Source organism: Chitinophaga vietnamensis (assembly GCF_902167635.1).
Classification (GTDB): domain Bacteria; phylum Bacteroidota; class Bacteroidia; order Chitinophagales; family Chitinophagaceae; genus Chitinophaga; species Chitinophaga vietnamensis.
In genome coordinates, this window is record NZ_CABHMS010000003.1 from 236985 (window position 1) to 257052 (window position 20068).

Genomic DNA, 20068 nt, shown 5'->3' on the forward strand with positions numbered 1-20068 from the left:
ACCGGTCATGCTACAATGATGGTACGATTTTCTTTTAGCTGGTCTAAAAAAACGTCTATTTTCTCCCGTATTTTGTCATCAAAACTCTTCGGCAGGTCGTCGATCAGTATAATTTTTTTATCGCTCAATAATGCTCTTGCAACCAGTAGTTTTTTATACTGCGAACCGGATAAGTGGCTTGCATTTTCCCCGATTCCGGTATCCAGGTCAATGATATCATTACTATTGTCATTTGAAAAATGAAGTGATCGTAATAATTCCACTGCTCTTTGCCGTGCACCGGCATCAGTTTTCAGAAAAAGACATTTTGAAATGGTGTTGCCATATAATGGAGCTTTATCGGAAATAAATGCAATATGATGCCGGAAAGATTTTTTTAATAAACCTTTGGCATCACTGCCATCAAATAGTATGGATCCGCTATCGGGGGTGTAAATACCCAGTATTAATTTCAGAATAGTGCTTTTGTAATTGCCATGAAGTTGATTTATTGCTCCTGGCCCGCATTGAAAATTCAGGTTATTTAAAATGGTTTCCCTGTCGGAGTAGCTAAACGACACATCCCTGAATTCAATGATGCCTTTTACTGGTTGATATTCCATCTTATCTTCCCCATACTCTTCCAGTGGAAGATTAAGGATGGAATAAATTTTTAAAAAAGCTATGTTGCCTGCCTGCCAAATGCTACTCACTCCTAAAAATCGTTTGTATGTAGGAAACATTAAAATAACAAGGATGATGAATGGAATAAACATACGTGCCGGATCCGGGTTATTTTGCCCTGCGGTGTATGGCATATGGCCAATAAAAATCAGCAAAAGCGAAAAGAATAAAAATGCCGGTACGATGGCTTTGTTAAAGCTGTTCAGCAATAAAAACCGCCTGCTGGTATGCTCCAGTTTTTCCATTTTCCTTTTATAGCTTTTTATTACAGCATACTCCTGGTTGTAAGCCTTAACAGTAGTTAATGCCTGTAAAGCGCCAAGTACAAAATGCAAATTGGAAGAAAGCATATCCCTGCGTTGGGATTGTATATGGCGGAGTTTTCTGTTAATGCTATTCAAAAGCAGAAAGCCGGCTATCAGTGTTGCTATTGTTGTGAGCGTTGTTGTTGTATTAATACTTAGTAAAAAAGCTAATGAAATCAACATAAATATGCAATCGGATATGAAACGAAAAATACCTTTAGAAACATACTTACGAATGCTGGCCATGTCGCCACTGTAGCGGAGCAGGTATTTGCCCACCGGTTTTTGTATAAAATCCTTTGTATCCATCCGCACCTGGTGACGAAACAATTTTTTTTGCAGCGATAGCGAGATTGTTAGCGCTATCATTTCAGAATAATAGGTTTCCAAGAAGTGTAAAATCAGCTTACATATAATTACAGCTCCAAAAACAGGAAAAAAAATAGTTGGATGATGCGGCAGTTCAATATGCAACTGATGTAATAACCGGCTCTTGTTTGAATGGTGCTGACTGAGCATCTCGTAGTATACCCCTATGCTAAGCGAAAGCAGTACAGTGATGCAACTGTTAATTACACCCAGTAGCACAATCGCAAAACATGCGATTACTCTTCGCTTAAAGTGGCTCTTGATGATATCCCAATGTTTCATTGAGCATTTATTATTACACTATGCATATTTCACCATAGGCCATTTGAACAGGTGGTTAAACTTCCCTTCCATCCATTCTGCAATTGTTACTACCGGTATTTGTGTTTGCCCTTTTACTTCTTTTACAAGCAATGGACTTGCAGTAAATAAGCCACTCAGTGCTGTAGGGTAAATATCTATTTGTTTGAGTGTGTCAATTCCATATAAAGCACTCAAACTATCGCAACAGGAAAATATAACCTGACCAATCAGCGACATAAAGTGTTTATTTTCCAGCAACATTTTGGTTTCACGCTGCAAAATGCCATCAGCAATTTCCACCACCACATGTTCAGCGCCATCTGTCATTACATCTTGCATAAGAGATTCAAACAGGTCAAGCAATTCCTGTTCGGGGCACATATAGGTAGACGGGAACCCGAAATCGGAGAAATCGGCAGTTATATCCGCTCCACAATCATAAACCATATCCCTGTCTTTTGTATAAACGGTTCCAGTAAGTTTTATAAATGCGACTTTGTGCCCTTGGGTTTTCAATCCCCTGACTATGTAAGCTGCGGTGGTAGTTTTGCCGCTGTCCATTGAAGATCCTATTGAAAGAATAATATTACTTCTTTTTGTTGCTATGCCGCTGAAAGGAATGAGTGACCTGCTAATCTTCCTGGTATTAACTATGTTTCCCATCTGGTTGGTCACATAACCAACTATTCTAAGCACGGTGGGGCCCACGTCACTAAAAGAATCGTGCATGCTTTCAACAACTCCAATGGTTCCACCGGCGCCAAGTATATGAAAAGTATCCCGGCAATCAGCTGGCACATATCCTTCAAATTGAGCAGAAGCATAGCGTGTACCAAAAGCTCCCATAATCAGGTCGCCCGGCAGGATGAGAACATTTAGTTTATCATCAGCCTGAACCCGTTTATGTTTGCCAATAGAAATGATTTCAAAAATGGCCACGTCCCCAACCTGCGGAATATAATAGTTGATTTTTGATTTATTGATTGTGCACCTTTCCAGATCAACATTTTTACAAATAATTGTTTTCTTGATTCTTGTATGCATAGCGGCAATTTTATAGTCAGCAGATTAAAAGACTTTAGCATTAGTCTTTACCAAATACAAATTGAATTGAAAGCCCGATTGCATTAAAATTGTCATAGGCTTTTGAAATTTTACCTGTAGCTGGATTTACAACATTGATATTCCGGTTAGGGGCAGTGAACAGATTGAACTCCTGTTGGTTTATATAAAATAAACTCAGTCTGACATGTTCGCTAATTTTAGAATTGAGTGTTATAAATAATCTCCCCCTGTGAAAACCATCGGGTGTTTGTGAAGCAATGGGCTTTCCGGCTTCATCGTAGTATTGTACTCCTGTGCCCCCCACATTATAATATAGCCAGTATGAGACAGAGGGTCGTAAACGCGGCGCAGAAAAACGTTTCCTTAAACTCAGACCATTAATGAAGATGATTCTTTGAGAATAGCGATGCTCGTTTTTATCATGAACTTCAAACTGAAGGCTATGTTCTGCTTTTAACATTTTATCAAGATTGTAGTCGAAAGTTCCTCTCAGATAAATCCTGTTTCGCCATGATCGGTTGCTATCAGGAATATAGTTTACCTGGTCACCCGCACGTAGCGAAAAGTTCCTGCTTATTTTATAGTTTAAACCAAAATGTGTTTGAGCAAAATTGAGCTGGAAATTATTGGCAGGGGAAAATGAGCCTAATTCGCTTATATGAAGGTCTGTTTTTTTACCTAATGAAATTTTTGCGCTAATTGAATTCCAGTTCTGCAGATCATTTTTTTGTGCAACTGCTACCAGGCCGATGCTGAAAATCAGAAAGAAAATGCAAACTTTCATAAAGAAATTAATTTTCTAAAAATGCTTGGGATTGATACTCGTAGCAACTGACTGTTAGTATTTTGCTATTCTGGTATAATCCTATATTAGGAAGACATCAAACTTCCTATTGTTCCTACTACTATATATTTTTTCTGTTTTTTTTAACATTATGAAGGGGGAGCCTGTGATAAAATAGGTGTTTGAAGAAGTAGTGAGAGGGATATATAATATGATCCTCCCATGAGCCCATTATTACGGCCGGGCTAATCAAGGAAGTGCGAGATATTTTAAATGGCCGAAAAAGAAAGTTCCCCTCAAAGCAAACGGCAAAGGAAGAACTGCTGCTAAGAGGATATTTGATATGCAAACAATATGGTGGAAAAATAACCGGTGTCTGAAAATGAGGAAAGTTTCGAATTTTCGGAGCTTTCCAATCTGGTGCCCTGAAAGGAAAAATGAAACGGCGCAGCTGTTGTTTCTCAGTGTAACGTTTAGCCGCGTTCCTTTTGTATAACATCCACTTCTTTCCGGTGCCGGGATAGCTCTTTTTTTACATCCTTTATCTGACAGAACAGCATCAGCGCTGATGAAAGCAAAAAAATAAATCCTATGCCCGGCAGCTTTTTTTGTAATGTCTGTCTCGCTTTGGTGAAATGGTATTTGATAGTATGAAGGCTGATGTTCAGCCGTTGGGCAGCTTCTTTATAGGACAGTCCTTCTTCCTGTATAAGTTGATATACCTGTCGTCTTTTATCAGGGAGCAAGCGTACGGACTCCTCATATCCGGCTATTGCTTCTTTCATGTCTAATATTTCATCTGCTTCACAGGTGGTGCGCCGTTGCTCATAAAACACGGCGCTTCTTTGTTGGTCACTCGCCGCTTTACGCAAGACATCTATTGTAACGCGCATCACAATGGTACGTAGCAGGGGAAGTATCTTCTCATCATCCTGCAGGTTTTCAAGGTGTTCCCATAACCGTATATAGCTGTCTTGCAGAATATCTTTGATGGCATCGTTCTCCTTTACATATCGCTTGGCAAACAGGTACAATTTATCATACGTAGCAGCGTAAATATTTTCAAATCTTTTGATCAGTAACTGTTGGTTTGGAATAGCATTCATAACCACATGTCAGTGTTTTACGGGATATAAAAGTAAGCTGGCCCGGGCTGATCCTGTGTTAACTTAATATTAAGTCGCATGATCGTACTACCCATTTCTTTTAACTGTTTCGTGTAGTATAGTATGATAATAGGTAAACCACTGATCCGGAAATTCCTGGAAGGAAAATGTGATCCGGCAGAGAAAGAAAAGATAGTAGCTTATTTGTCTGATGGAAAGGCAGACCTCACGTTATGGTATGAAGTGATGGCGGAGTCATGGGAACAGCTACCAGATGTGGCATTGCCTGAAGAACAAGCCGCAAAAGCGGCGCTACTGGACACACTGCGCCAACAGCTCTATCCTGAATGGAACACAACAGTAACGCCCGCTAAAAACCGTTTAAGGCACTTATGGTATAAGATAGCCGCATCCATCCTGGTGGCGGGCATTGCTGCATGGTGGCTGATGAGCAGTTACCGTACTGCTTCACATCAACAACTGGCGTCAGTTGTTCCTGCTATAAAATGGGATACGCTTTTCAATAAGAGCGCTCATGTAAAGTATGCGGTATTGCCAGATAGCACCAAAGTATGGCTGCATCCAGGTGGCAGACTATCCTTTACCATGCGGGACAGCGCCGCCCGAAGGGCCATTTGTTTGCAGGGAGAAGCTTTTTTTGATGTGAAGCGGGATGAAGCACATCCATTTATGGTATATACGGGCGATATCGCTACCAAAGTGCTGGGCACCGCCTTTAATGTGGAAGCTTATGCAAAAGAGGCTTCTATCAGGATTTCATTGGTAAGCGGAAAAGTGTCCGTAGAGCAGGTTGCGGAGAAAAGGAATGCAGCGCTGTTACACGCAGGAGAAATGATAGACTATAATAAAGAAAAACATAGTGCAGCTACCTCTCCCTTGAAGATCCGCAGTATGGAGGAATGGACCAACGGCTATCTCGTATGCAATGATCTGCTGATAACAGATGCATTGGAGAGAGTAGCTATCAGGTATGGTCTGAAAGTGGTATATGATAAGGGTTTGAACCTTGATGGAAAACGGATCACTACTGTTTTCAGGCAGGAAACCGTACATGAGATACTGGATATTATACTATTTGTTTCGAGATGTAACTATACCATAAAAGGATCAATACTGGAAGTGACCAGGAAATAACCCCACATCCAAAGAGACAGCTATCAAAATCAAAAATCTTATGATATTTATTTACACACAGGCAAGAAAATATGCTTGTTTTCTTTTGCTGGTATGGTGGGTAACCATCTCCATTCCATCAGGAGCGCAGGATAAATTTTCTCCGCTGACCGCGAAGGTCAGCTATACGGCCAAAGCCGCCAATGCCGCAGCGTTGCTACAGGTATTGCAACAACAGACCGGTTATACTTTCTCATTTAACAAAGCGGAGATGACCGCCATCACACTGCACAATCTTGAATACAAAGATGTGCCCCTGGGCAATGTGTTGCGGCAATTGCGCGACAGAGAAGGTCTGTCCTTTTTGATCACGGGAAGAAATATCGCCGTTATAAAGGATAATACTATAAAAAGACAGTTGCCACCGCAGGCGACAGAGAAAGGCGTTATCAAAGGTCGTGTAGTGGATTTTGAAACCACGCAGCCTATGCCCGGTGCTACTGTGCAATTGGCAGAAACAGGTACCGTTGCGCTGGCAGATGAAAAAGGTTATTATGAGTTCAAAAATCTTTCTGCAGGAAAATATACGTTGCGTGCCAGCTTTATAGGTTATCAGCATAATATCCTGCCCGGTATTGTTTTGGCAGATGGTAAAACGGTGATATCTGATGTAAAAATGGAAGGCGGACGTTCATTGAGCGAAGTAGTAGTCACCTCTGGTCCCCGCCAGCTGAAAGCGGTCACCCATACTACTGACAAACAGCTGATCAGTGAGATACGCACTGCCAACAGCGTTGTCACTGGTATCTCCAGCGAACAGATCAGCAAAATGGCCGACCGCAATGCTGCCCAGGTGATACAGCGTACATCTGGCGTAACGATCAGGGATGATAAATTTCCGGTGATAAGAGGCATGGATCCCCGCTATAATGTTATTTATCTCAATGATAATATTGCTCCCTCTACAGAGCTTTACAGTCGCGCCTTCGCGATGGATCTCATTCCCAGCCGCATCCTTGACCGCATTATGATTTATAAGTCTCCTGCGCCGGATATTTATGGAGATATGAGCGGCGGCGCTGTAAAAATATACACCAAAGACGCCAAATCGGTGAAACATCTCGATATAGAAATAGTAGCAAGCGACCATGTGGGTACCAGCTTCAAGCCCCTGCTTACCTACGCCGGCGGCAAGTATGATTACCTCGGCTTTGACGACGGTACCCGCAAATTGCCCGCAGGTGTACCGGGATTTGGCGATCTGCATAAAGCATCACTTACACAGCAGCAATATGTGCAGAATTTTTCACCCATATTGCAATATCGCTACAAGACGGCACTTCCGGACCTGCAGGCAACCCTGAATGCCTACAACTCATTCAGGATAGGTAAGGCCGGCATCTCTTCCCTTACAGCGCTTAACTATCGCTATGAAGCGCAACGGAACGACATCTACACGCAAACCGGGAATACCAACACACTTCCCCATGGGTATGGCTATGATAAAATAGGTAGTGAAGACCAGAACATCGAGAATACACAGATGAACCTGTTGCAGAATTTCAGCATGAAGCTCAAAGACTCCAGCAAGTTGTATTTCCGGAACTTCTTACTGGAAGACGCTTCCAAATCCGTAGTGGTGCGGTTAAATCATGATAATGTCCTTCCAACAGCGGGCCCGCTTAATTATTTCACGGCCATGCGTAAAGATAATATTCTCTCCTTCACCCAGCGTTTTCTGTATGCAGGTAACCTCGGTGGTATCCACTACCTGCGCCGGCGGCAGCGCCTTAAATGGAACCTGGGCTATACCTATAGCCGTCAGGATATTCCCGACCAAAGGGTTATTCGCCTGCAACACCGTACCACCACCATGTATCCGGATGTATATACAATGCCCGATGGTGTAGCACGCGCCGCAGAGGGGACAGGGCTTGGCTGGGAGCCTTATTACCGTGGGCAGTCATCTGAAGTAGACTATCAGCCTACCTATGGGATGATCACCCGTTTGTGGTTAAAGAATATGGAAGGAGTATACAATGCCACGGCAGATTATGATGTGCGCCTGCGTTCCTGGATGACTTTGAAAGCCGGCACTTTCCAGCAATGGAAAGAAAGAAAGGTATACCGCAAACAATTCAAAGTGAATGACGGACAGGAACAGTTAAGTAGTTATCCGCCGGGATACTACAGCTATGCAGACTGGAGCAGGATAGGCTTTAAAGAGCAGGACCTGTCCAAAGTATGGAGCAATGATTACCTGCGCGATGATGGTACAGCCCTGAAAGTATACGACAACACCCAAACACAGGATAGTTACATCGCCACTGAACAACTGAATGCCGGTTACCTGGCCTTACTGGCGCAGCCTGCGAATAGCCGGCTGGATATTTACGGCGGCTTGCGTGTTGAATACGATCGTCAGAAGCTGGCAGCAGCCCCCGGCGATGTTAGCGGTACCACGCCTATATTGGTGAACCGCCCAGTATGGTCCTGGTTGCCGTCTCTTAATATCAGTTATCATCCTGCAGATGACTTGATAGTTAGGACTGCTTATGGACGTAGTGTAAACCGGCCTGAGTTCAGGGAAATAAGTCCATTCTCCAACCTGGATTTTATTTCCAATGAGCTGATCTTCGGTAACCCGCTGCTGGTAAGCGCCAGGCTGGATAATTTTGATCTACGCGCAGAATGGTATCCCAAAAGCAGCCGGCAGGATGAAATGATCACCATTGGTGGATTCTATAAAGCATTGAAGAATCCGATTGAGCGCATCCGCAAGCAGGCCGCGGTGGGAGAGGATCTTACTACCATCAGCTTCCAGAACGCAGATAAAGGAACCTTATACGGCCTGGAAGCAGAACTGCACAAAAACCTTGGCTTCATTCCCGGCCGCTTCTTCCGCAACCTGTATATCATTGCCAATGGAGCCTTGATCCACAGTGAAATAACCGTGCAGGACACTGTTCGCCTGGGCGGCTATCAAAGTAATGGATATAAGCGCCCGCTGCAAGGACAGGCACCCTATACAGCTAATGTGGGCTTATTCTATGATAATGCCGGTACCGGTACGCGCGCATCGCTATCTTATAACGTAGCCGGCACACGCATCTATGCTGTTGGCTACTTTGAGCCTCTGGGGGGCAGTATATCACAAAGCGTTTACCGGGGCAGTATTCTTGAGCTGCCACGCCACCTGGTGGATTTCAGCATTACACAACGCATCGTCCGTTCCTTGCAGGTGAAGCTGAGTATACAGAATCTGCTGAATGAAGCAGTGACCTATGTAGAGGATAACAATTTCAACTATAAGTACGATAAGGAAAAACTGACGCCCCTATACCGGAGCGATGGAAGCCCGTTGCTGAACCCAGACGGTTCACAGCAAACAGCTTATAAGGGAGATAATATCTTTCGCAAATATTATCCAAATAAGTATATCAGGGCAACGTTCACTTATTCTTTTTAAAAAATGCAACCAGAACAAATTATGAAACGAAATAAGGGGAAAATAATTGGGGAGATAATAGCGTGCCTGTTCCTGCTGGTTTATACTGGCTGTAAGAAAACCGACAACTATTACGGACAACTGAGTAATACGCCGGAGATCTATACCAGTCTGAAGCTCGATTACAGCAGGGACGATCGCGGTGTTGGCCGTCAGTATCATGTTGGAGATACCTTGCGGATAAACGGCCGCTTTAACGCTGCACCGTCTCAGGTGAATGTGCAGATAGGGAAGGGGGATGCAACGGTAATTGGTATAGATAGAACAGACAGTATTACTAACGCCGATCAGGTGACATATAACAAATCAGTAGAAACGATCCGCATCGTGCTTACAGCAGCCATGGGCACTGGCCGGCTCTCGGTAAAGGTTAACTGTCGCGGATATACGCTGGAAGGCCCATTGCTGTTCCTGGTACCTAAAGGCAACTTGCCGCCGGTAACAGATACGTTGGTATGGAAACAGCAATTGTGTTTCCAGGCTTTTTCAAATATCGCTTCCAATCCCTTGATAGATTCTTTTCTGGCCCACCCGGTATTCTATCCTTCCTACTCGGGTACCGGCAATGTGTTTTTTAGTAAAAAAAGTAAAATACAATTACTGCGTCCAGATGGAAATATAGTACCTGTTACCGACCTGCAAAACCTCAGCGATGCCAGGGGACCGTTCAGCATTATTAAAATGTACAACGGCGCCGTTGACCAACAGGAGCATACCCTGTATTTCTCTGCGCTCACCAGCGACCATTACAAAACTCCCGGTACGCCAGGACCCGCCGCTGATGCAGACAGCAACTGGATTTTCCGCTATTGCAAACTGGATATGCAAACAAAGCTGTTGCAGGTAGTGAACCGTACAATTGTTCCCATTTACCAGAATAGTGTGAATGCGCTTGGATCAAGTATCCAGTTACAAACATTGTATACCGGTGAAGGACAGGCATCGCAGGTGAACCTGTTGCCATTCTCCCAGGCCTGGGCTGATAACCAGGGGGATGTTTATTTTACGCCCATCGGTTTAGTTTTCAACAGATGGGGATTTGACGCTACAGGCCGGGTCAGCGCCTATCCCCAGGTGTATAACGGTACCTTATACCTGTTGAACGGATATAATTACCTGGGTAAAATTACTCCCGACGGAAAGGTGCAATACCTGATGAAAACCAGAAACGACTGGCCCGGTGGCGGCGCTATCAAAAACACTATATTATCACTGGATCCTGTGAAGGGGATCATGTTTACCAAAGCCAGTATCGGCGGCAATCTGCAAATTACTTTATATGATCTCAACAGCCGCAGTATAATCTCCCAACTATATCCTACCATTATGGGCGGCGGCCCTACCGGGCCCTTTAACCTGCTGGATGCGATGACGCCCGCCAGTAATGCCACTTATAGTGCGTTAGGGGGAGAGAACGGGCGCCTGGCGCCCTTGCCTGGCAGCGCTAACCGTTTTCTCGATGATCTCGCAGGTATTGTATATGATTTTACCGGTCAGCAGGCTTACTACTATGCACCTGTTATAAAGGACAGCATCGGATTTCGCGCACCCGCCGGCGCTTATGACCAGTTTACCGGCACGCGGGAAGATCTGCCTGCTATATTACTTAACTATGATCAGCAGGGCAACCTTTACAGGATTGCTCCTTTTTATAAAGTGCTGTTGCCAGCTTATGCTTTTTATTATGATGTGCGCCGCACTTATGCTTTAAAACACTAATCAACTTATGCCAATGAACCAGTTGAATAATAAATATGTAAAGATTACCGCCTTGGTGCTTGGGTTGCTGAGTCAGTCCTGTACCAAAACCGGTCATTCCATAGATGCCCCGGCTTCCACTTCCATTAATGTTTTCAACGCATCTCATGTGTATGATTCCATGGCCGCAGGCACAACCAGGCCAAGACTTGTATGGATGTCGGGCTTTGATACTGCTGGTACACTATTGCGGACGCAATTTTCAGCATACGGCAATTATGAAATTCCAGACGACGGGCCGCAGGAAGCCATCCGCCGGGATCGTTCTATGCGCTATTATGATTTTATAGCCGGCAGTCAGCGTGTACGCTTCGCCGATACAGCCGGCATTATTGTAGCAGATACTATGCTTGATTTTTCATCCGGCAGCTACAACAGTATTTATCTGGCAGATGATACCACCCATGTGAATGCAAGTACCAGGAGTGGTTTGTTCCGCGTATTCAGCTTTCCTGAAGAGAAGACCAGTACGGCCGGAAAAGTAAGGCTGCGGTATATTGACCTAGTGCTGGATAAAGACACCCTCAATGGTTATATCTTTGCCTCGAACGGGCGTAAGTTCTCCAGCAATGCCACACCTCATGCGCTTACCTATGGCACTGCCAGCAGTTATTATGACCTGGATACCGCCGGGCTGGTGATAAACGGAGAAATGCGGTTGCGGATATTCCCGAAAGCAGATACAACAAGCGTAATAACGCAGGTGCCCATACCTGCTACGCCCGGCCGCACCTATACTGTCCTGCTCTTTGGTCATGTTAATACATGGAACTGCAGATTTGCTGTGAAACAGCCGGATGGCAGTGTCATGCAAAGGCTGGTGAGTTTTCCCGGCAACGTCAGGGGCTGCGTCAGAACGGTCAATTAACTGTTGAACGATGATTTTAATGACACACAATTTTTCGTCCAGCGGCAATCGACGCGCTTTTTCCATTTGTTTCAAACCATATCTCAAAGTGGAGGAGGCTATGATTTATTGCAATCTGGGGCGGACACAGTTTGCAAAAAGATGTACCGAGAGTATGGTGTTCAAAACTGACGGCGGTTATTATATACGTGAGGAATTGAATAGAATGATGGCCGGCGGAAAAACAGATGCCAGATAGTTTCAGGGTTTTGCAATGTCGTTATGCGTTATATCCAACACAAAGAAGAGGTGCCAGCATGTTCTTTGTGTTGGATATTTTTATTTGATTCTTATATGTTATGGGAAATATCGTCAGGACAAGGAAGAAGATTTATTGATTTCTTCGCGTCCTTGGGCCTTATTCTTTTATAATTCGCGAGCACATATTTTGGCGTCGTATGTCCCATTAGAAGTGCTACTGTTACGGCTTCCACATTTTTATCCTGTAGCAGTATGGAAAAACTCAGCCTCGCGCAGTGCCAGGTGATATGGCTTTCTATACCAGCATTCTTGCACCACACTTCCAGCGCATAGTTGCATGCCCGAAGAGATGGTAGTCTGAAAATGGGCCCTTTTCTTTTCTCCGGGGGAAGACGCTGGTAACGTCTGGAAAGTATTTCGATGCTTACCGGGTGGAGTGTAATTGATAATGGGATGCCGGTTTTATTCTGTGTGAGTTCTCCAAATCCTTTTTCTAAAGATATAGTTTCCCAGGCAAATGGGGATACGTCGCAGAACCGGAATCCCTGGTAACAGGAGATGATGAATGCTTCACGGATATCCTCATTGAAAAGAGGTGTACGAAGCAACTTTAAATAGTCCTCTGCCTCCAGATTAGCTTTGACGCGCTTGTTCTTTTTTTCCTTTCCTTTAACATCTTCAACCGGATTATCGACGAAGTATCCTGCTTTGGTGGCAGCTTTGATCATTCTCCGAAAGGGCCTGAAATAGTTGGCCGGGCATTCTCCATTCAAGCGCTCCAATAGATACTGGCGATAGTCTTTACATAATTCCTCGGTGATCTCCTTCGGAGAGATATATTCTACTTTGATAAAGTTCTTGAAATGATATAAGCTGTAATAAAGGTGCTTATTATTATCCTTTTTGTTCTTCTTCACGTAGTCAGCATAGTAGTCCAGGAAATTTTCCTTGAACTTGTGCTTCGGGATGAACGGTGTGCCAATCGCCTGTTTCTCGAGGATCGCCTGAGACTTTTTGACTTCGAGTAACTTGAAGGTTTCAGCATTGTGCATACGCTGTTCGGCAGTCTTGGGTTTTACATAGGTAAATATTCCCGTAGATGGACGTTGACCTTTTTCCCGCCCGAGATCATAATAGTAGTAGATCTTATCACCTTTTTGATTCAATCGCTCCAGGAAGTTCATACACACAAATTTTTAAGTGACAAATAGGGTGTCATCAAAACCAATGCCCGGACGCGCCTGGCTTGATTGCTCAATAAGCAGCCGCATGTAAGTGGTAAAATATGAGCAAAAGAATTTTTGCTCTTTCCTTTGTTATGACATGATGGCTGGCAGATTACGACGGTAACCCAGTGTAGCTGTTTTCTTGTGAGAAACTTGCATCCGAATTTTTCAGGCCGATCCCATGAAATCAAGTGTGGTAAACGGTTTACACGGAATTTAGTGAGTGTCATTGTGAGTGTCAAATGAGTGTCAACAATAGTGGGAGAAAGCAGTAAAAACCGGGAAAATTTGACACTTACCAAAAACAAAAAGGCTTGTAAGTTAATTACTTACAAGCCTACTCAGTGCCCAGAACAGGAATCGAACCTGCACTCCGTTGCCGAAACAAGATTTTGAGTCTAGCGCGTCTACCAATTCCGCCATCTGGGCAACTCATTGATGTGAGCATCATCCGCGTCAATTGCGGGATGCAAATGTAGAAAATCTTTATTTAAAACCAAGAAAATATTTAATTTTTTTTGAAAGATGCCGTGTGGCCTGCATTACGGAAGAATTTCTTATCTTAATTTTCTGTAACATTGAAGAAGGTAAGAACAATCTCAATCTATGAAGCGATTATTTGATTTTGCGGAAGCACAGGCCAGCAGCCGCCCCAACGGCATCATGCTGGCATCTAAAGTGAACGGTGAATGGCGTACTTTGTCCTGCGATAACGTAATGCAACAAGCCCGTAACCTGGCCGCCGGCCTCCTGGAACTGGGGATTCATAACGAAGAGCTGGTACCGGAAAAACAGGATAAGATCGTACTGGTATCACCCAACCGGCCGGAATGGATCATCACCGATCTCGCCGTACAACAAACCGGCGCCATCCTCACACCGATCTATCCCACCATCAGCCCGGCCGAATTTGCCGCCATCCTCAACGAGGCAGAAGTGCGCATCGCCATCTTCGCCAACAAAGAGCTGTACGACCGCTTCCAGCCCGCTTTTCAGGAGATACCTACCTTGCAGCGCTTCTTCACGTTCGATGAAGTGCCCGGCATACCCGGCTGGAAAACACTACAGCCCACCGCCGCCGGCGAAGAAAAAAGAAAAGAAGTATGCAACCGCATCACCGAAGCCACCATCGCCACCATCATCTATACTTCCGGCACCACCGGCGCCCCTAAAGGCGTGATGCTGAGCCATCGTAACATCGTGAGCAATGTGCTCGACTGCATGCCCGTGTTCCATTTCGCCCGCGTAGATGACCGCGCACTGAGCTTCCTCCCGCTCAATCACATCTTCGAGAAAATGCTGTCCTATCTGTATATCCATGCCGGTATCAGCATCTACTATGCGGAAAGCATGGACACGATCGGCGACAACCTCCGGGAGGTGAAGCCCATGGTGTTCACCTGCGTGCCGCGCCTGCTCGAGAAAGTATACGAAAGGATCATGGCCAAAGGCCTGGAGCTCACAGGCATCAAGCGCGCTCTCTTCTTCTGGGCGGTGAACCTCGGCAAAGAATACGACAACATCAAGCGTGGCTCGATATTCTACCGCTGGCAGCTGGCGCTGGCGAATAAACTCATTTTTAATAAATGGAGAGAAGCCCTGGGAGGCAGGGTAGAAGCGGTGGTGAGCGGCTCCGCAGCCCTGCAGGAAAAGCTGATCCGCATTTTCTCCGCGGCCAACGTCACCATCATGGAAGGCTATGGCCTTACAGAAACATCACCAGTGATCTCCGTAAATCGCCTCGAAAGTGAAGGACGGCGTATCGGAACGGTAGGACCGGCCATCGACAACGTAGAAGTGAAACTCGCGGAAGACGGCGAAATCCTTTGCCGTGGCGCTAATGTGATGGTAGGCTATTACAAGAAACCCGAGCTCACCGCAGAAGTGCTCACACCCGATGGATGGTTCCATACCGGCGATATCGGCGCCTGGATCGAGGGTCGCTTCCTCAAGATCACCGATCGCAAAAAAGAAGTGTTCAAAACCTCCGGCGGTAAATACGTAGCGCCGCAGGCCATCGAAAACAAGATGCGCGAAAGCCCCTTCATCGAACAGATGATGGTAGTAGGGCCCGGCCGCAAATTTGTGTCGGCACTGATCGTGCCCAGCTTCGCACAGATCAGGACCCGCCTGACTGCACAAGGCGTACAGCTGCCGGCAGATAATAAGGAACTGATCAAAAATCCTGCGGTGGTGCAACTCATCCAGGAGCAGGTCGATAAATACAACCCCCTGTTCGGGCATGTGGAACAAGTGAAGAAATTCACCTTGCTGCCTTCGGAATGGACGGTGGACAATGGCATCCTCACCCCTAAATTATCTGTCAGGAGAAAAGTGATCGAGCAACAATTTGCGGAGGAGATCGAAGCCATGTATGCCGCATAAATAAAGCATTTGCCGATGGTGTAGTTTTCATTAGCAGGCAATTTTTTTGCACTAGCTTGATCTCAAATTCCAGGCAAAAATTTTATGGGTATCACCAGGGTATTACGCCAGCCGGAAGCCTCTCCCAAGCTTCACGGACTGGATCATCTGCGCGCATTCGCGATCATCTTTGTTTTCATTTATCATTATGGCCGTTTGTTCGGATCGCCGGAAAGGGTAACGGCCATCGGCAAGTTCGGCTGGACGGGCGTCGACCTTTTCTTTGTGCTGAGCGGCTACCTCATTGCCTCGCAGCTCTTCGCAAGGATCGCACAAGGAAAAGGCGTAGCCCTGAAAGAATTCTTCATCAAACGTTTCTTCCGTATCCTGCCGCTGTACTGGTTTATACTCGGCCTGTACTTTCTGATACCCGCCGTACATGAGCGGGAAGGCCTGGCGCCGCTATGGAAATACCTTTTTTTCGTCCAGAACATCGGGCTTGATCTCCGCGTTCATGGCACCTTTTCGCATGCATGGTCTTTGTGCATTGAAGAACAGTTCTACCTTGTGCTGCCACTGGCGCTCACCGCTTTGCTGTATTTCAAATCGCTGCGCAAGGGCATCTTTATTATCCTGGCGCTTTTTGTAGCAGGCTTTTTCATCCGCTCGCTGTGCTGGGACTACTATATGTACCAGAACGCGCACACCGATAGCGGCTGGGCTTATTGGTATAGCCTGGTGTATTATCCTACCTGGTGCCGCCTCGATGGCCTGCTGGCAGGTGTGTTCATCGCTGCCGCCTACCAGTTCAAACCCGCGCTGAAGGCGCGCGTGGAGCCTTATGGCAATGCCTTGCTGCTGCTATCGCTGGCAATACTTACGGGCGCTTACTTTGTTTGTGTGCAGGAGCGCTCTTACGGCGCTTCGGTATTTGGTTTTCCGCTGGTGAGCATCGGTTATGCGGTGATGCTGATGGGAGCCATCAGCCCGGCGAGCATATTATACCGTTTCCGGTCGCGGATAAGCGCCACCATTGCGGCTTTGTCGTATGGCATCTACCTGAGCCATAAAATTGTATTACATCTTACACAGGATTATTTCTCCGGATGGAATATTGATAGGAAGAGTATGTTGATGTTCGGTATCTGTTTGATCACTTCTTTTGCCGCCGCATGGGTGTTGAACAAGCTGATCGAAAAACCGTTTATGCGTGTTCGTGACCATGTGCTGCGGAAGGGCCGCCAGGCGGCCATGGAGGTATTGCCAACAGAAAGCCCCGCGGATAACCGCAGGGCTAACATGGGCTGAAAACACGTGACAGCTAAAATCTTAATGATAATACTTTGATACCAATGTTGCTGCCGGTTTGCTTGCCGGTTTCGCTATCGAAATCGTAATGAATGCCGCCATACACCCTGGATATCGCCGCTTCATCCACCATAGCACTGAAGCTGCTGAAGGAGCGGGGCGCAAAGCCGGCCGGCACTTTCTGGTAGTCGGTGAAGGAGAAGCCGTTGCCGAAGTTGGCGGCGAGTATCTGTCCTGCCGCACCGCTGAAAGTCGCGTGGCCGGAAGTATACGAAGGGAAAGGCGGCGTAACGATCAGCGGCAGCCAGCTGCTGTCGATACGGTCACGGATATACGAAACAGGACGCAGCAGGTTGTACTTGTATTTGTACTTCCAGCAGACGATGCCTGCATCATTCAGCCCGATGCCGATCTGCGCAAACAGCCTGGCTGCTTCATTCAGACTGAGGCCTTCACTCATGGCCAGTTGCGTGGCGATGGCCAGCATATGTCCCGGCGGCGTAAAGGTACCACCGCCATCGGCCCAGTACTTTGCGATAGTGACCTGCTCCGGTGTGGCCGTTTTAGAGATCTGATACACACCATAAGCAGATTGATAGAAGGCGCTGCTGGTGTCTGTAGAATAAGACGGCGGTAAAATGTTGCCGGTATCCTGCACGCAGGACCTTACCATCAGGCGGTTGTTGCCCCAGTAGGGCAGCATGGCGCGCTGAAAGGCAGGCGGGGTGGGCGTCCACAGGCCCGGACCTACCGGCGGCACATAGTCGGTAGGGAAATTGTTGAGGTAACCATCTTTACCGCCATCGCCGAGCGACCATTGATAGATCGCTGACGCGATCTGCTGGCCGAAGCTCACCGAGCGGGCAGCTACATCGGCGGGCACGGTGGCGGCAAGGGAGTCGTGGTTGCGGACTTCCAGCTGCGCGATCAGGGTGTCATTGGCTGCACTGGCATTCGGGAACAGCTGCCGGATAATGGCGGCCATGGCGCTGTTGGCGGCAATGGCCCAGCTATAGGTTTTGCCGCGGTCCGGCGCCGGCATCTGTGAGAGGCCGTTCAACTGGCCACTCAGCGTAGGATAGCCCCAGATGCCATTTACCACTGCCTCATGCAGGGTAACGCCGGTATAGGCGATCGCACGTGCGGCCACCGGTGGCGTGAAGCCCGGCGTTTCCGTGATCAGCTTCAGTTCCAGCTGATACCAGGATACCGGCACGCTGGCATTACCTGAGGATAAAGATTCTGTCAAAGCCCGGGATGATGGAGCTGGCTGTGGGGGCGTGTCCTGGCGTTTGCAGGCAAACAACACGCATGCAAACAGGAACAACAGGAGGAATTTTGTTGGGGTTTTCATAATCACTATTATTGGTTAACAAATATGGCCTGCAAGATAAGCACCGTCACCAGAAAAAATATTGCAGTATGAAAATTACGCCGCCGCTATTTATCTCTCTGTTGATCAGTATCTCTTTATACGCGCAGCAAAATGCGATCAGGGATTCTATCTATTCCAATATTTTGAAAGAAAAAAGATACATCAATGTTATAATGCCGCAGGAACCGCCACAGACGGGCGTTACGGAGCATGATGCCGTTTTCTGCCTGGATGATGTATTTAATTTTCAGAAAACAGAAACCGCCTTTTTACAGGGGGAAGGTTTTATCCCGAAAGACCTGCTGCTGATAGGCATTCCCAATATGGAGCATGATGGCGTCTTCACGCGCGACAGAGATCTCACTCCCACTGGCAAGTTGCCCCGGAATGGCGGCGCGGATCAATTCATTTTATTTTTGAGAGAGGAGCTGCTGCCCTATGTACATGAGCGATATCATGTGAAGATGAAAGGGAATACCCTCTGCGGAGGCTCACTGGCAGGGCTTTTTACTGTATATGCTTTCTTGAAGTCGCCCGATCTTTTTACTTCATATATTGCCGGCGATCCCAGTTTATGGTGGGATCAATTTGCTGTCAGTCAACTGGCAGCGCATTGCTTTGACAGTATCAGGAAGATGAACAACACCCTGTTCATCACGGGCAGAGAGGGGGCGGCCTATCACTACATGGGCATCGACAGGATAGACAGCGTGCTACGCGCGAAAGCCCCGGCAGGACTGGATTGGAAGGTGATGCTGGTAGATAATGAATCACATTTCTCTACCAACTTCAAATGCTTCTGGGAAGGCATGAAGTTCTCCTACGGCGGATTCTATGCATCTGCCGGCGGTTATAATACCTCACGCGATATTGTGATCAATCCGGACAATGGCATCATACTGCCTGGCAAACCCTTTACCATGACCTGTTACAACTTGAACCCCGGCGCTATTCATTATGCCATTGGCGATACGTTAACAAGTACGCCGCTGGCAGGAGAGGAGACGCCCATTACGCTTAGTAACAGTGCTACCATTACTTTTACTGCCGTTGGCAAGCGCCCGGAATACCGGCGTGTATTGCAAGCCCGCTTTGAAGCCGGGACTCCCTTGCCTGCCGCGCCTAAACCTGCTGCTGTTATAGCTGGCGGCCTGCGCTACCGCTTTTACAAAGGCGACTGGAACACGGCTACACGAAAACCGGATGATACCGGCAGGATAGACAAAGATTTCAATCCGGCCAAATTCTCCCGGGAGGCCGATTTCAGCCTGGTGGCGGAGGGCTGGCTCGAAATAACGACGCCAGGATACTATACGTTTGAGATCGGTAGCAGTAACGACTATACGAAAGTATCTATCGGCGGCAAGCAGGTGCTGGGCCTTCATTTCAAAACCGGTACCGGCGAGCATTTCCTGCTGCCATTGGAAAAAGGTTTCTATCCCTTGCAGATCATCTATAATTATAAAAAAGGCGGCAATGATCCCCAGGCCGTCTACATCAAACCAGATGCTAAGGAAGACTACCCACTTCCATTGGAGCATTTATATAGCAGGTGATTTCGATTGCAGCATGATTGTTGCAGCGTGCGAAAAATTTTTTTAAAACAGATGGTACTGTAGACAAGTTCGCACGACTCCCCAGCCGGAGCCCGAGTACCTGTGCCGTACCGTTATGAAGCCATATTTATTGAAA

General features: G+C 46.6%; 13 protein-coding genes and 1 tRNA gene. 7 read left to right on the top strand and 7 right to left on the bottom strand.

Features of this window, described 5'->3' with window-relative positions; all coding sequences use genetic code 11:
- Nucleotides 1-5: 5 nt before the first annotated feature.
- From FPG75_RS09125 to FPG75_RS09140, 4 genes are all read right to left on the bottom strand, one after another.
- On the bottom strand, nucleotides 6-1619 hold the full coding sequence (locus FPG75_RS09125; protein WP_143306479.1) for an ABC transporter transmembrane domain-containing protein: 1614 nt from the start codon (nucleotides 1617-1619) through the stop codon (nucleotides 6-8).
- A gap of 18 nt (nucleotides 1620-1637) precedes the next feature.
- Nucleotides 1638-2684, bottom strand: a complete 1047-nt coding sequence (locus FPG75_RS09130; protein WP_143306480.1) for a P-loop NTPase family protein — start codon at nucleotides 2682-2684, stop codon at nucleotides 1638-1640.
- A 40-nt stretch (nucleotides 2685-2724) separates the two neighbouring features.
- Nucleotides 2725-3489, bottom strand: a complete 765-nt coding sequence (locus tag FPG75_RS09135; protein WP_143306481.1) for a DUF2490 domain-containing protein — start codon at nucleotides 3487-3489, stop codon at nucleotides 2725-2727.
- A 473-nt stretch (nucleotides 3490-3962) separates the two neighbouring features.
- On the bottom strand, nucleotides 3963-4595 hold the full coding sequence (locus FPG75_RS09140) for an RNA polymerase sigma factor (protein ID WP_143306482.1): 633 nt from the start codon (nucleotides 4593-4595) through the stop codon (nucleotides 3963-3965).
- Between the two features lie 123 nt (nucleotides 4596-4718).
- On the opposite strand from FPG75_RS09140, the gene FPG75_RS09145 reads away from it, so the two are divergent.
- The 4 genes from FPG75_RS09145 to FPG75_RS09160 are packed head-to-tail and all read left to right on the top strand — an operon-like array spanning nucleotide 4719 to nucleotide 11863.
- Nucleotides 4719-5750, top strand: a complete 1032-nt coding sequence (locus FPG75_RS09145) for a FecR family protein (protein WP_143306483.1) — start codon at nucleotides 4719-4721, stop codon at nucleotides 5748-5750.
- 40 nt (nucleotides 5751-5790) lie between these two features.
- A complete protein-coding gene (locus FPG75_RS09150) occupies nucleotides 5791-9198 on the top strand; it encodes a TonB-dependent receptor (RefSeq protein WP_143306484.1) in 3408 nt (1135 codons plus the stop codon).
- A gap of 21 nt (nucleotides 9199-9219) precedes the next feature.
- Nucleotides 9220-10956 (top strand): hypothetical protein, encoded by a 1737-nt coding sequence (locus FPG75_RS09155; RefSeq protein ID WP_143306485.1) that lies wholly within the window; start codon nucleotides 9220-9222, stop codon nucleotides 10954-10956.
- Nucleotides 10957-10969: 13 nt separating this feature from the next.
- Nucleotides 10970-11863, top strand: coding sequence for a DUF4397 domain-containing protein (locus FPG75_RS09160; RefSeq protein ID WP_143306486.1), 894 nt, complete (start codon nucleotides 10970-10972; stop codon nucleotides 11861-11863).
- Between the two features lie 329 nt (nucleotides 11864-12192).
- Here the strand turns inward: FPG75_RS09160 and FPG75_RS09170 are convergent, their stop codons facing one another.
- The gene (locus FPG75_RS09170) at nucleotides 12193-13287 is read right to left on the bottom strand and encodes a site-specific integrase (protein ID WP_143306487.1); all 1095 of its coding nucleotides are present in this window, start codon (nucleotides 13285-13287) and stop codon (nucleotides 12193-12195) included.
- A 387-nt stretch (nucleotides 13288-13674) separates the two neighbouring features.
- A tRNA-Leu gene (locus FPG75_RS09180) sits at nucleotides 13675-13758 on the bottom strand.
- Between the two features lie 177 nt (nucleotides 13759-13935).
- On the opposite strand from FPG75_RS09180, the gene FPG75_RS09185 reads away from it, so the two are divergent.
- Nucleotides 13936-15714: an AMP-dependent synthetase/ligase gene (locus FPG75_RS09185; RefSeq protein WP_143306489.1), complete on the top strand. Its 1779-nt coding sequence runs from the start codon at nucleotides 13936-13938 to the stop codon at nucleotides 15712-15714.
- Between the two features lie 84 nt (nucleotides 15715-15798).
- Nucleotides 15799-17001 (top strand): acyltransferase family protein, encoded by a 1203-nt coding sequence (locus FPG75_RS09190; RefSeq protein ID WP_143306490.1) that lies wholly within the window; start codon nucleotides 15799-15801, stop codon nucleotides 16999-17001.
- Nucleotides 17002-17014: 13 nt separating this feature from the next.
- Here the strand turns inward: FPG75_RS09190 and FPG75_RS09195 are convergent, their stop codons facing one another.
- Nucleotides 17015-18355, bottom strand: coding sequence for a vanadium-dependent haloperoxidase (locus tag FPG75_RS09195; protein ID WP_143306491.1), 1341 nt, complete (start codon nucleotides 18353-18355; stop codon nucleotides 17015-17017).
- Nucleotides 18356-18423: 68 nt separating this feature from the next.
- On the opposite strand from FPG75_RS09195, the gene FPG75_RS09200 reads away from it, so the two are divergent.
- Nucleotides 18424-19932 carry an alpha/beta hydrolase-fold protein gene (locus FPG75_RS09200; protein ID WP_143306492.1) on the top strand — a complete coding sequence of 503 codons (1509 nt, stop codon included), beginning with the start codon at nucleotides 18424-18426 and terminating at the stop codon, nucleotides 19930-19932.
- Nucleotides 19933-20068 lie beyond the last annotated feature (136 nt).

Bases quoted from the DNA above. Each gene is read 5' to 3' on its own strand.
- FPG75_RS09145 (WP_143306483.1), top strand. From the start codon at position 4,719: ATGATAATAGGTAAACCACTGATCCGGAAATTCCTGGAAGGAAAATGT.
- FPG75_RS09155 (WP_143306485.1), top strand. From the start codon at position 9,220: ATGAAACGAAATAAGGGGAAAATAATTGGGGAGATAATAGCGTGCCTG.
- FPG75_RS09170 (WP_143306487.1), bottom strand. From the start codon at position 13,287: ATGAACTTCCTGGAGCGATTGAATCAAAAAGGTGATAAGATCTACTAC.
- FPG75_RS09150 (WP_143306484.1), top strand. From the start codon at position 5,791: ATGATATTTATTTACACACAGGCAAGAAAATATGCTTGTTTTCTTTTG.
- FPG75_RS09195 (WP_143306491.1), bottom strand. From the start codon at position 18,355: ATGAAAACCCCAACAAAATTCCTCCTGTTGTTCCTGTTTGCATGCGTG.
- FPG75_RS09200 (WP_143306492.1), top strand. From the start codon at position 18,424: ATGAAAATTACGCCGCCGCTATTTATCTCTCTGTTGATCAGTATCTCT.
- FPG75_RS09160 (WP_143306486.1), top strand. From the start codon at position 10,970: ATGAACCAGTTGAATAATAAATATGTAAAGATTACCGCCTTGGTGCTT.
- FPG75_RS09125 (WP_143306479.1), bottom strand. From the start codon at position 1,619: ATGAAACATTGGGATATCATCAAGAGCCACTTTAAGCGAAGAGTAATC.
- FPG75_RS09130 (WP_143306480.1), bottom strand. From the start codon at position 2,684: ATGCATACAAGAATCAAGAAAACAATTATTTGTAAAAATGTTGATCTG.
- FPG75_RS09185 (WP_143306489.1), top strand. From the start codon at position 13,936: ATGAAGCGATTATTTGATTTTGCGGAAGCACAGGCCAGCAGCCGCCCC.
- FPG75_RS09190 (WP_143306490.1), top strand. From the start codon at position 15,799: ATGGGTATCACCAGGGTATTACGCCAGCCGGAAGCCTCTCCCAAGCTT.
- FPG75_RS09140 (WP_143306482.1), bottom strand. From the start codon at position 4,595: ATGAATGCTATTCCAAACCAACAGTTACTGATCAAAAGATTTGAAAAT.
- FPG75_RS09135 (WP_143306481.1), bottom strand. From the start codon at position 3,489: ATGAAAGTTTGCATTTTCTTTCTGATTTTCAGCATCGGCCTGGTAGCA.